This is a genomic window from uncultured Mailhella sp., assembly GCF_944324615.1.
Lineage (GTDB): Bacteria > Desulfobacterota > Desulfovibrionia > Desulfovibrionales > Desulfovibrionaceae > Mailhella.
This window is the reverse complement of record NZ_CALUWY010000078.1, coordinates 1-11,584: the sequence shown is the minus strand read 5'-3', so window position 1 is coordinate 11,584 and position 11,584 is coordinate 1. Positions and strand designations below refer to the sequence as shown.

The window sequence follows — 11,584 nt, the reverse complement described above, 5'->3', positions numbered from 1 at the left end:
AGACTTGACCGGTGGAACCCCGCCAGAGGCGGCGAAACGCCGCGGGGAGAAATGGCGGGCAAGCTCCTCAGCAGTCTGGGGCAGTACGAGGCCTTTCAGCGGCGTTTCGAGAGCGCTTCGATATGTTTTGATCTGGCGCTTGAGGAATTTGCCCGTCTCGCCGTCGTGAATCCCGCAATGGCGCGGAGGCAGACGGCCCAGACGGCGACCTATGCCGCCGTGAACGCCATGGACGCCCCCGGATGCACGCGGGAGAAGGCCGCGCTGATGACGGCCCGTGCGCTGGGTCTCCCCATTATGGAGGCCGTCTTCGATGCCGAGGTGTCGGCCGACCGCTTCCGCCTGTATCTTCTTCTGCGCTATCTCGTGCTCTGGGGTACGGAGGAGGAGCGCAACGCCTGCCTGCGGGATTCTGGAGAATGGCTGGACAGGGACAGGGGCCGGCGCGGACACCCGTGGCCGCTCATCTGGTACTATCGCTGTCTTCTTGTGAAGGGTGCGGGCCTGCGCCGTAAGCTGGAGGAGCAGCTTCTGCGCTGCCGGGGCGAAAGCGGCATTACGGTGGATTTCATCTGCCTTGTGCTGGAAGTTTCCCTGGGGCTGACCGATCCTTCTTCGCCGGAAGCCTCCGCGATTCTGGACGAGGTGGAGCGCCTCATGCCCATGGCGGCCTCCGCCGTGGCAAAGGTGAGGGCCGCTTCCCCCGGACAGGAGGATCTTGTGGCCGGAGTGCTCAGCTTCAATTACCGGTAACGGCAGAAAGTGCCCTTTCCGGGCGGCGGAGTGCGGCAGGGGCAGGCGGTAAGCGTTCCGCGGAAGATGACTCTTTTGCCGCGGCCTCTGCGGGGCCTTCGCGTGCAGGCGAAGCCCGGGGCGGAACAGGCCGGAGCTTCTGAAGACACGGAGCCGTTTTTTGCGGCGCGCCCCTTTTCTGCCGTGGGCGGCAGGGGGCGGAGCAGGGGACTTGTGTCGCCTTCCGCCGGAAGAAGAGAAAAGCAGGCGCTTCTGCATGAAAAGCGCCTGCTTCGAGGGGCCGGGGCGACGGGCCCCGGGAGGATGGTTTCAGGTCCGGCCCGGGCGCAGGGTGTCGCTTCCGGGCCGGTGCGGGGCGGGCCGGAACCCGCCCTCAAGGAGGATGCTAGCGTATTCTCTTGTTGCCTTCCCACACCAGCTCGGCCTTGGGCAGCACGGGGAGGTAGGTGAGCCACTTGTGGCTCTTCATGTATTCCGGATCCTGCTGGAGCTTGCGGCTGAATTCCAGAATGGGCGGCACGATGTCCCTGATGTCGCCCGCAAGGCCCGAGGCGATGTGCGCGTTGGTGGCTTCAAGGCACAGGTCGATGGCCTTCTGGCTGTATTCCGTGGAGCTCATGAGCGTGTCGAGGGCCTTGGCCGGGTTGTGGAAGCCCACGCTGTTCTCGGCGGAAATGAGATCCCAGAAGAACTGTCCCTTGCGCACGTTCTCCCGCGCCATGGCCATGAGTTCCTCATACCTTGCGTTTCTGTCGCCTTCGTATTCGTTGGCGAGGCGCACGGCTTCGTGAGCCTTCACGCTCCGTTCCTGCGCCTTGAGAAGCTGGCGGTAGGTCTTTTCCTGAATGTCGTGCACGCGGGCGCGCAGAAATTCCGGCGTCTTGTCCGAATGGCAGGTGCGGCAGGCCGTGAGTTCCGGATCCTTGAGGGGCGAGGTCCACCAGTGGCTGGAATACTTCTTGCCGTCCTGCTTCTTGTAGGGCATGTGGCAGTCGGCGCAGGAAACGCCCGCCGCGCCGTGGGGGCCGTTCTGCCAGGTTTCGTATTCGGGGTGCTGGGCCTTGATGATGTTCACGCCCGAAACCGCGTGCACGAAATCGGTGAACGGGCCGTTGTTCGCGCCGTGGGTGTTGTAGTATTCATACATCTGTTCCGGATCGAAGCCGTTGTCCCACGGGAACACGGGCTTGCCCGCAGGGCCGTTGTCCTTGTGGGTGAAGTAGTATTCCACATGGCACTGGCCGCATACCAGACTGCGCTTCTCATTGCGCGAAAGCGTGGCCCAGTCCTTGCCGCTTCGGGCAAGCCAGTCCTTGAGCGGAATGGAATAGAGCTGCAGTTCCATGGTCGTGGTGTCGTGGCAGGTGGCGCAGCTGATGCTCTCGTTCATCACGTCCACCTTGGTGCGGTATTCGTTGAAGTCGCGGCTCCACACGCCGTCGCCTTCGGCCGCCACCCACTGGGAAATGTTCGGCACCTTGCAGTTCCAGCAGGTGGTGGGCATGTTGCCCTTGCCGTCCGGCGAGTAGCGGTTGATGCGGTCGATGTCGAGAATGTCCTTCACCGCATAGGTGTGACCGCGCGCCTCGTTGTATTCATACATGAAAGGATACCCCAGCCACAGATTCTTCAGATACGGCTGCGCCGCCCTGAAGCCCCTGGGCAGAGGGTTCACGCCGTCGTTCTTGCGGAAGTTCACCGACCCCTTGTATTCCGTCATCACCGAGGATTCGTCGTTCTGCCGGTAGGAGGCGTACTGCAGCGGGAAGGCCTTTTCAAATTCCGAGGCCTTCGTCGTGTTCGCAGGAAGGCCGCTTTCATATACGGGCGTCTTCACCACATAGGTGTCGTCCTCGCAGCCTGCGAGCATGAGAGAACACACAAGTACCGCGCCTGTCGTGAGTATAGTCGTCTTATTCATCCGCCGCCTCCCTGAAGCTGACAGGAATTTTCTTCTGGTGCGCCATGCCCCTGTGGCAGTCCACACAATAGGGCTTGGCCATCATCACGTCCGCATTGGTCACGCCGTGGCAGGCGCGGCAGTTGGCGTTCACCACGTCCCGCGTTTCCAGCCGCGCAAGCAGCGGGGCCTCCTTGCCCTGCAGGTTGGCCACAAAGTCGCGCAGTCCTTCCTGCGCCTTGAACGGGAGCTTGGCCAGCAGGTTGTGGGGCGCGTGACATTCGTTGCACGCAAGATCCGCATGGGGCGAGAGGCTGTGCGTGAGCGCCGCTTCCTTCATGACATGGCAGGTGGAACAGAAAGGTCTTGAGTCGGAATACTGCATTCCGGCCGCCGCAGCGAGCACCAGCGCCGCTCCCAGCGCCGTGCCCGCAAGCAGCATGTTCCGTGGTCCGTGCCTGGATGCTTTCATGGGTCTCCTCCTTCCGCTAAAAAACACTCCGGCCCTTTCTTTATACAGGCATGAGAAAAAAATGATGTGATTTGAATCACAAGCAGTGAAACATACACGCCCCGTCTCCGCTTTTGCCGGGAAAAGGGGCCTTGCGAAGGCAGGAGGGCACAGGAAGGCAGGAAATGCGGGAGCGCGGGCGGGGGCAGCCTGAGCAGGTATCCTTTCAGGCAGGGGAGAACGGCGGGGCACACAGCGGCGCACCTCGTGCAGGGCGTGAGAAGGGGAGGACATGCCCGGGGAGTGAGAGGGGGACGGGGAGGCACAGCCTGCCCCTATTGTTTGTGAGGGGCCGTGCCGGAGGGGGACGCGGAAAGGGGGAAACAGGGAGGGATGGGCGCGGGCGGGGGGAGAAAGCGCGCCCCTCTGTGAGGGGAAAGGAGGCGCGCGGCGTATGTCGGGGGCGCAGGGGGAGTGATGTAGAGTAGACGCGGGGGAAGGGAGAAAACGGCGTGCAGGAAGTGGACGGGGTGGGGAGGATTCCCTGCCCGGCAATTTTTCAGTGGTCCGGATTCACCATGGGAATGTTGTGAGATTCTTTTTTACGTTCATGCAGATGCGTTACCTGGTGTTTGAGCGGTGCAGGCGCCTCTGGTACCGTGGCGATGGTCACTCCATGATGCTGCAAAAGGATTTGGAAATATGATCGATAAAAGTCTTCAGATTGCCTTGCTGAAAGAAGTTGCGCCCACCTATCCGGGACTTGCTCTTCCTGTGTGGGAAAAGCTTGTGGAAATGGCCCCCGGAGAAAACCGGAAGGAAAAACTGGCCGCACTTGTTGTTCATTTGGCAGCACTGGAAGAATGCGGCTATATTGAAAAGTTCAGTCAGCTTTCGCCCGACGGCCGTCTGAGCATCAATCAGGGGTTCAGAATCACGGTAAACGGTCTGTTGGAAGCCGGGGAAGATGTACTGCATCCTGCTCCGGACAAAGAACTCAGAGAGGCTTTGTTGAAACAGGCCGGGGAGATACGGACTCTTTCCGAGGGACAGAAAACAAGCGTTCGGAAAGTTCTCACCGAGTTTCCGAAGGCTGCGCTGTTACACCTGCAGGAAAAAGGACTGGATAGTCTTCTGACTCTGATGTTCGGGTAAGCTTATCAGGTACCGGTGCCACAGAACCGGCTTTTTTACGGCAGGGCGGCACGGCCCGGGCGGGATGGAATATGCCGCAGGCATGCCCCGGATCACGGCGCGGCGGCCGGAGTCATGGCAGTATGGGCGCGGTGTTCTGCCGTGCCGCAGGGCTTTCCCTGCCTGTTTCCGGGGGGAAGGTACCGTGCGGCAGGGCACTTTTTCTGCCGGAAGATAGTCATGAAGCGCCTGTTTTCCCGGCAGGGCGGATTTGCGTTCCCCGGAGTCCGCAGGGGCAGGGGACTCAGAGCATGCCGTTTCGGAAGCATGGAGAGAAGCGTATGGAAGAGCGGAAAAGCCGGAGGGGGGCGGCGCTGTGCTGTGCAGCGCTGACTCTTTCCTTCATCATCGGGGCCGCGCACCTGTGGCGTGCGGGCGAGGAAGGGTGGGCCGCGGCCTGCATCGTGTGGATGGCGGCCTGTTTCTCGCGCGGGGCGTGGATGAGACCCGTTTCTCTGGCGGTGTCGGCCCTGTTCTGCGTGGAGTGGCTTTTCACCATGGGGGAACTGGTGCGCCTGCGCCTTGCCCTGGGCGCGCCGTGGATGCGCCTTGCCGTTATTCTGCTCGGTGTGGCGGCGCTTTCGGCGGCGGCCGCAGGCCTTGCCCATGCCGCACACGGCCGCGCCTGGTTCTGCCGGGGCAGGGAGCGCGCCTTCATGCAGGGCGCGGCCTGTATACTCGCCTTCGTGCCGCTTTGCGCCATGGCGCGGTATGTGCCGCATCTTCTGCTTGTGGAAAGGTTCCTGCCGGGCTTCGGCGTGGTGCAGGCCCTGGCGGCCGGGCTGTGGAGCGCCTTTATATGCGGCCTTCTCATGGAGAAAAAGAAGGCGTACCGGGTCAGAATGCGGGTGTGGCGGCTTTTTTCCGTGGTGTTTTTCGCGCAGCTTGCCCTGGCTTCGGCGGGCTGGGCCGTCTTTGCCATGAGCGGGGAACTGCATATTCCCGTGCCGGGGGTGATTGTCGCCGGGGTGCTGTACCGGGGCGGGCTTTCCTTCATGCCCGTGCTTTTTCTCGTGTCGGTGCTGCTCTCTGGATCGGCATGGTGCAGCCACCTTTGCTATTTCGGCTCGTGGGACGCATGGGCCGCCTCCTTTGCGCGGCCTTCGCGCCATCCCGGGCCTTTACGCTGGCGCGTCCTTTCCCTTGCCGTGGTGTGCGGCGCGGCGCTTCTTCTTTCCCGCGGCGCGGGCACGGGCGCGGCCGTGGCCTGCGGCACGGCCCTCGGCTTTGTCATGATTCCCGTGAGCGTTTTCGTGAGCCGGAAAAAGGGCTGGGCCGCCTACTGCACCACCCTCTGCCCGCTGGGCCTTCTGAGCTGCCTTCTGGGCAGGCTCTCCCCCTGGCGACTTAGCCGCACGAGCGCCTGCACCTCATGCGGCGCCTGTGCGCGCCTCTGCCGCTACGGCGCGCTGACGGAAAAAGGCCCGGCGGAGGGCAGGCCCGGCCTTTCCTGCACATTGTGCCGCGCCTGCCTTGCCGCCTGCCCCCGCGGGGGCCTTGGCATGACCTTCTGCGGAAGGGGCGCGGAAGGCGGCGCGGAGCGGGCCTTTACGGCCCTTGTTTCCGCCATGCACGCGGTCTTTCTCTTTACCGCCATGGTGTGAGGGAGGGCTTGCCATGCCTGCCCGGCGCTTCTGCCATAAAAAGGATGCCGGCGTCATGCGGGTATGGCTTGAGGAATCCGTACGGCGCTGAGCAGTGCCTGCGGGCGGCAATGGCGCGGAACGTGGGGCTGCCCGGTTGAGGAAGGAGGGATCATGTCCGCTTCTGGGGGCGCTGTTGCTGCCGGCGTGATGTTCCTTTTTCCGACAGGGAGACGAGAGCACAGGCACTGAGAAGCCACCAGGCGGCGAAGAGCAGCAGCGTGCCCGCGATGCGGAGCAGGCGCCGCTCTTCCCTGTCCTTGCCGTCGGGCACGGACGAGGGCGCTTCGGGCAGGCCGTAGCGGGCGGCCAGGCGTTCGATGTTGATGAGGTGGATGACGGGGATGCCCTTTTCGTACATGCGGAAAATGATGCCGCGCAGGGGGCTTTGGGTGGAAGGCACGCGCGCAAGAAGGCCGTTGTCCAGCAGGGCGGCTTCGCTCACCCAGCCGAGAGAGGTGACGCCTCCTCCCACGTTGATGAAGGCCTTCGGCCTGCCCTTTTGAAAATAGAGATCCATGCGGCGCTTCATGTCGGCTTCCAGCCCCTTCACGCCGTTTTCCGGCACGCTTGTCGCGCCGTGGCGGCGTATGGCCTCTTCCCCCAGGGCGTAGCCCGTGCCGTCGAGACCGCCTTCATTGTCCATGATGCCGCCGAGGGAGGCGAAGCGTGTCTGCACATGGAGCAGGCCGCGCTTTTTCAGCCCGCGCTCCATGTCGAGCCAGGTGAAGCCCGGAATGTTGGCCCCGTAATTGGAGGCCCCCACGGAGGAGAAGATCACGGGGTTCAGGCCGAGGGTCTCGCAGGCGCAGAGCGCCGCGAGGTTGAGGGCGGGAAAGGAACCCGTGAGGCATACGGCCACGGTGTCGCCGCGATGCACGCCGGCCTGCTTCAGCCAGAAGGTGACGAGGCCTGCAAAGTCGGGGTTCAGGCTGGTCTGTTTGGCGCTCAGGGATCCCACGGAAGTGGTGAGGTCGCTGTAGTCCGTGCCGATGAGCCCGGTGCGTGCCGGGTCCAGCGCGGTATCCACCGGTATGCCGAGTTCTTCGCGCAGTTCCCCTACGGCCGCCATGCCCTGACGCATGAGCGTAGAGGCCCGCCTTGCGTCTTCGTCCGGCCGCCACGGATCGCGCAGAAGCAGCAAAAGGCAGGTCAGGCAGACAAGCACAAGGGCGAGGATGAGCAGCAGGCGCGTTTTGCGCAGGGAGGGCGGCAGAACGTGGGGAGGGGGGGCCGCCATCTGAAGGAAAAGGGAAGGGCGCATGGTGCCTCCTGCCGTGACGGCTTCAGTACGGGATGCGGCCGAAAAGCTCCATGACAAGCCGCACCGCACAGGTGAGCACGAGCAGGGCAAGGAGCGTGGAACATACGCCCTGCCTGTCCATTTCGTGGGCCACCAGCCCGGGGATGATGTAGCCCACGGTTTCCACGCGGCCCAGGGCCGCATCCGTGCCCATGATGGCGGCCCCCAGCGTCCACTGCAGGGTGAAGCCGACAAGCACGCAGAGGATGAAGCGGCGGCGGCCGTAAAGCAGGCAGAAGCGCGAGAGAAGGCGCATGAAGAGCATGGTGCAGAGGGCCACGCCGAGGCACAGGGCCATGGTTCCGGGGCGCTCCAGCGAAAGGGCGAAGTAGCCCGGGGCGATGAGCCCTCCGGCCACGAGCCCCGTCCATTCAAAAAGGAAAAATCCCAGTACCAGACCGATGGCAATGGCTTCTACGAGCATGGGGAGCCTCCGTAACGCGCGCGGAAACATTCCGCATAGCCGTGGGCGTTGCCGACTCCTGCCACGAACAGCCCGGAACGCCCCTTTTCGCGGGCTTTGCGGGCCAGATCGGCCAGCAGCGTTTCCGGCGCTCTGCCGCCCAGTGCTCCGGCGGACATGATCGAGGGGGAAAGGCCGCGCCTGCGGGCCAGAAGTGCGCCGTACCAGAGGGCGCAGGGGGCATGATCGCCTGCCGCGACGATGATGTCGAAAAAAGGTTCATGGATGAGCCATGCCATGAAGGCCGTGGTGCGAAGAGGTCTGTCCGCACGGGTGGAGAGAAGCGCGGCGCGCAGAAGCCGGGGGGCCTGCTCCTCCCTGCCGCGTGCAAGCAGCATGCGCGTGGAGACCACATCGTTCACGGAAAAAAGATCGAGGAAGAAGCCGGGCATGCCGTCCGCTCCGCCGGGCAGGGGAACGGCCTTTCCCCGGGGATCGGGTCCGCAGGGAGCTGATGTGTGGCAAAGGTCCCCGGCGGAAAGGAGGGAGCGTTTGCCGGTGATGTCTCCGGCAACGGCCCGGGCCAGAGCCTCGGGTTGATGAGGGGCGGAAAGGCCGGAGGAGACGATGCGGCATGCCGTGCCTCGGGCGGCGGCGTTTTCCGCCAGAGAAGGGGCCCCTGTTTCCTGCGCACAGTACAGTGTTTTTCCGGGGGGAATCATGAGCGAGAGGGTACGGAGCACGCCTTTGCGGCCTCTGCCCATGGTTTCCTCATGATCCGGCCTGAGATTGGTGATGACGGCATGCGTGGCATGCAGAATATGTTCGGAGGTCAGCACGTTTTCCCGCTGCAGAGCCATGCCTTCCACCACAAGCACATCCGCCCGCATGGCGGCGGCCATGCGCAGAATGCGGACATGTTCGCGGATGCTGGCCGGTCCTGTGCGGCGCACAGGAGAAACGGAGCCGTCGGGCAGGATGTATTCCGGTGCGTCCCCCGTGGTCTTGGCAAGAACGCGCAGGCCCCTTGCGCGCAGAAGGGCGGCCAGGCGGCGCACCACCGCGCTTTTGCCTCGCGTGCCGTGCACATGGACGCGGCAGGGAATGCGGGCACGCCATGCGCGAAGGAGCCGCCCCTCCAGCATGAGGGGAAGGAGGACGAGAAGAAGGCAGATCCAGAACAGCATGACATCCCGCCTGCTGAGAGAGGACGCGCGGCGCGGAAGATTCTTTCCGGGAGTGTCCGGTTCCTGTGGAAAACGCGTTGTCGGAGCGGCCCCTGTTCCGGGCGGGAAAGCCGTCAGAAGCCGTGTTGTCTGCGCAGGGCCGCCTTTGCGGGGAAGGGCATGGCTCCGGAAAACGTCGTTTTCCGCCGGAAGCCGGGGAACACTCCGATGTTTCTTTCATGCGGAGCTGTTCCGTGCCGGCGGAAGGACCCGTCCCCCCGGGCAGGGCCCGGAAGGACGGAGTGGAGGAGGTTCAGCGCTGGGTAAACAGCCGCCAGACGCCGGGCAGGGCCCGGAAACCCGGGTCTGCAGGTTCCGCAGGCGGCGGGTTGAAGTAGTAGCCCACGCCATTGGTCATGAGGTCTTCATAGGACGGGATGCGACCGAATTCGATTTCCTTGCCCGTCACTTCCTTGAGGGCCACGCACAGGGCCTGAAGTTCCTGCATGTTGCGGCCTATGCGCTTCTTGAGCGGGCTGCCGCCTTCCCACGGGGCGAAAAGGTAGCCGAGCTGCGCCGCGCGGTCGTAGAAGGCGTCGATGCCGTCCACCGGCAGGAATTCGTCGGTGATGCCGCGTATCTTGCCCTGGGTGGGATTGACCGTTTCCGAGGTCATGGCCATGAGGTCGGGGAACATGTCGCCCATTTCCAGATTGCTCAGTCCGCGGAAGGAGGGCGGGGAGACTTCGGCCCCGATGTCGAGGTCGTACATCTGCATTTCCAGTGCCGCGAGGCTCACGAGATCCTGCGCGCGGGGATGACCGCTCAGGGCGTTGATGAACGGGTATTCGGGCTGGCCTTCATGCAGGTCTATCTGCATATCCACCTTTTCCTTCCGGTTCAGCTGCTGAATGCCGTAGGCCACGCGCTCGGCAAAGGTGCCGTCCGGGCGTCCGGGATAGGCGCGGTTGGGATTGCGGCATTCTTCGCCGGAGTACTTCTGCTTGTGCGGGTACTGGATGAACACTTCCGGGTCGGGCCAGTGTTCGGCCGAGTTGCCCGTGCGTGAACCGTGGCGGAAGGTACGCTTCGTGCCGTCCGGACGGGGGAAGCTGATGAACTGCGGATGCGCTTCCTGCGGGTAGTTGTGAGTGAAGCCCGTGTTGCTGCACTGGGGCAGGACGATGACCCGGCCCCTGGCTACGGTGCAGTGTTCCACAAGAATGAGCGCCGCGCCCCAGCCTGCCGGTTCGTCGGCATGGGTGCCGCCGAGTACCAGGAAGGTTGCGCCCGGTTCCTTGCCCTCCATGACGAACACGCGTGTGTCACCCAGGGTTCCCCTGAGGGAAGGCTCGTAGTCGCTGAGCCACTTCACTTCGGTGACGCCGGGCCCGGGAATGATGAGGTCGTCCTTCCACATCTGAACATAGTTCAGCGTGAGCAGCACGCTGAAGAGCAGGGAAACGGCTACGGCCGCCCAGCCTGTCTTTCTGTGGTTGATGGTCATGCCGGCCTCCCTTACTTGATGAAAAACAGCCGCATGGCAAAGGGAACAATGACGAAAATGGCCAGAATCTGTTCCCAGATGTTCTGGGAACGCAGAGTGTTGCGGATGACGAGATACAGAATGAAGGCTGTGAGCACGGTGTACATGGCCATGACGATGATATACAGTGGCGGCATATATGAACTCCTTGCGTAGGAAGGGAACCGGTGCGGCACTCTCCGTGCCGGGGCACAGCGGTGAAGGCTGCTTCAGGGTTCACCCCCTGGGGCTGTCTGTCAGAAGGGGACGAACCAGGCGGCGAACCGGTTGGCGAAGACAAGCTCCACCATGGTGAAGACCACGCACACGATGAGGGGCACGAGGCTCTTCTTCAGAATGGGCCCGTAGGACGGTTCCTTCGTGAGTTCCTGGGCGAAGTAGCCGCCCAGCGCGGAGGGCGGGATGACCTGGGCCAGCACACAGAGCATGGAGCAGCCCGCCACAATGGCGATCTGATTGCTGCTCACCATGGCCAGGGTGAAGGGAATGCCCAGAATCACCGAAGCCCCCAGATGGGTGAGCACGCCGCCCAGAAGCGGCAGACTCACGCCCATGGCGAGGTACATGAGCGCAGGGGCTATGGAACCTATGACCATTGCGCCGAGGACCAGCAGGCCCTTGGCTCCGGTGAGCGTGGTCACCTGCACCACGGAGCCGACCACGAAGATGAGGGCCACCGTGGAGAACACGCCGCCGCGCAGAGCTTCGGCGCAGGCATCCACATAACGGAACTTTCTGCCCGTGAACATGGTCACGAAGGTGCCGATGACGAAGACCATGGGGGTGACGATATCGGGAAATTCCCCGGGGAAGACGCGGATGAGCACCATGATGCCCACCACCACGAGGAGCGGCACATAGGGCATGATGAAGTTTTTGCGTTCCGGCCGGGGGAGTGTCTTCTCAATGGCTTCCAGACTGGGGGAGTGGAAATCCCGGTAGCCCAGGAAGAAGATGGTGAACAGCCCGAGGGGCACCGTCATGACCAGAAGCAGAAGGTCGAACCCTTCGTAGGGCATGTTGATGCCGCTTGCGATGATGATGGCCGGAAGGTTGACCGGCGGGGCCGCCGCGCCGATGGATGTGACCATGGCGATGATGGCGGCAATCTTGAGGTTGGGAATGCCGCAGATGCGCAGGATGGTGATGGCGACCATGCCCGTGCTGAGTACTGCGGCCGTGCCCACGCCTGTGACCACGCCGGGGAAGAAGAGCAGCAGCGTGA

At 63.4% G+C, this 11,584-nt stretch carries 11 protein-coding genes; 3 read left to right on the top strand and 8 right to left on the bottom strand.

Annotated features, from left to right (window positions below; genetic code table 11):
* Window positions 1–753, top strand: a 753-nt coding sequence (locus Q0K07_RS11840) for a hypothetical protein (RefSeq protein ID WP_294559468.1), incomplete at its 5' end; no start/stop codon positions are given.
* Between the two features lie 385 nt (window positions 754–1,138).
* Here Q0K07_RS11840 and Q0K07_RS11835 read toward each other — a convergent pair.
* Window positions 1,139–2,674, bottom strand: coding sequence for an ammonia-forming cytochrome c nitrite reductase subunit c552 (locus Q0K07_RS11835; RefSeq protein WP_294559467.1), 1,536 nt, complete (start codon window positions 2,672–2,674; stop codon window positions 1,139–1,141).
* A complete protein-coding gene (locus tag Q0K07_RS11830) occupies window positions 2,667–3,125 on the bottom strand; it encodes a NapC/NirT family cytochrome c (protein ID WP_294559465.1) in 459 nt (152 codons plus the stop codon). Before Q0K07_RS11830 ends, Q0K07_RS11835 begins: the two co-directional genes overlap by 8 nt.
* Before the next feature lie 681 nt (window positions 3,126–3,806).
* On the opposite strand from Q0K07_RS11830, the gene Q0K07_RS11825 reads away from it, so the two are divergent.
* The gene (locus Q0K07_RS11825) at window positions 3,807–4,259 is read left to right on the top strand and encodes a hypothetical protein (RefSeq protein ID WP_294559463.1); all 453 of its coding nucleotides are present in this window, start codon (window positions 3,807–3,809) and stop codon (window positions 4,257–4,259) included.
* Between the two features lie 320 nt (window positions 4,260–4,579).
* On the top strand, window positions 4,580–5,902 hold the full coding sequence (locus tag Q0K07_RS11820; protein WP_294559462.1) for a 4Fe-4S dicluster domain-containing protein: 1,323 nt from the start codon (window positions 4,580–4,582) through the stop codon (window positions 5,900–5,902).
* Between the two features lie 151 nt (window positions 5,903–6,053).
* Here Q0K07_RS11820 and pgsW read toward each other — a convergent pair whose 3' ends face one another.
* The 6 genes from pgsW to Q0K07_RS11790 all read right to left on the bottom strand — a co-directional run.
* Window positions 6,054–7,205: a poly-gamma-glutamate system protein gene (pgsW, locus tag Q0K07_RS11815; protein ID WP_294559460.1), complete on the bottom strand. Its 1,152-nt coding sequence runs from the start codon at window positions 7,203–7,205 to the stop codon at window positions 6,054–6,056.
* A gap of 22 nt (window positions 7,206–7,227) precedes the next feature.
* Window positions 7,228–7,668, bottom strand: a complete 441-nt coding sequence (gene pgsC, locus Q0K07_RS11810) for a poly-gamma-glutamate biosynthesis protein PgsC (RefSeq protein ID WP_294559458.1) — start codon at window positions 7,666–7,668, stop codon at window positions 7,228–7,230.
* Window positions 7,659–8,834, bottom strand: coding sequence for a hypothetical protein (locus tag Q0K07_RS11805; protein WP_294559456.1), 1,176 nt, complete (start codon window positions 8,832–8,834; stop codon window positions 7,659–7,661). The genes pgsC and Q0K07_RS11805 overlap by 10 nt, the downstream gene beginning before the upstream one ends.
* Before the next feature lie 292 nt (window positions 8,835–9,126).
* A complete protein-coding gene (locus Q0K07_RS11800; RefSeq protein WP_294559454.1) occupies window positions 9,127–10,320 on the bottom strand; it encodes a hypothetical protein in 1,194 nt (397 codons plus the stop codon).
* Between the two features lie 11 nt (window positions 10,321–10,331).
* Window positions 10,332–10,496 carry a hypothetical protein gene (locus Q0K07_RS11795; RefSeq protein WP_294559452.1) on the bottom strand — a complete coding sequence of 55 codons (165 nt, stop codon included), beginning with the start codon at window positions 10,494–10,496 and terminating at the stop codon, window positions 10,332–10,334.
* Between the two features lie 99 nt (window positions 10,497–10,595).
* Window positions 10,596–11,584 (bottom strand): hypothetical protein (locus Q0K07_RS11790; RefSeq protein ID WP_294559450.1); only part of this gene is annotated, 989 nt, incomplete at its 5' end.

Bases quoted from the DNA above. Each gene is read 5' to 3' on its own strand.
- Q0K07_RS11795 (WP_294559452.1), bottom strand. From the start codon at position 10,496: ATGCCGCCACTGTATATCATCGTCATGGCCATGTACACCGTGCTCACA.
- pgsW (WP_294559460.1), bottom strand. From the start codon at position 7,205: ATGCGCCCTTCCCTTTTCCTTCAGATGGCGGCCCCCCCTCCCCACGTT.
- Q0K07_RS11825 (WP_294559463.1), top strand. From the start codon at position 3,807: ATGATCGATAAAAGTCTTCAGATTGCCTTGCTGAAAGAAGTTGCGCCC.
- Q0K07_RS11835 (WP_294559467.1), bottom strand. From the start codon at position 2,674: ATGAATAAGACGACTATACTCACGACAGGCGCGGTACTTGTGTGTTCT.
- Q0K07_RS11800 (WP_294559454.1), bottom strand. From the start codon at position 10,320: ATGACCATCAACCACAGAAAGACAGGCTGGGCGGCCGTAGCCGTTTCC.
- pgsC (WP_294559458.1), bottom strand. From the start codon at position 7,668: ATGCTCGTAGAAGCCATTGCCATCGGTCTGGTACTGGGATTTTTCCTT.
- Q0K07_RS11820 (WP_294559462.1), top strand. From the start codon at position 4,580: ATGGAAGAGCGGAAAAGCCGGAGGGGGGCGGCGCTGTGCTGTGCAGCG.
- Q0K07_RS11830 (WP_294559465.1), bottom strand. From the start codon at position 3,125: ATGAAAGCATCCAGGCACGGACCACGGAACATGCTGCTTGCGGGCACG.
- Q0K07_RS11805 (WP_294559456.1), bottom strand. From the start codon at position 8,834: ATGCTGTTCTGGATCTGCCTTCTTCTCGTCCTCCTTCCCCTCATGCTG.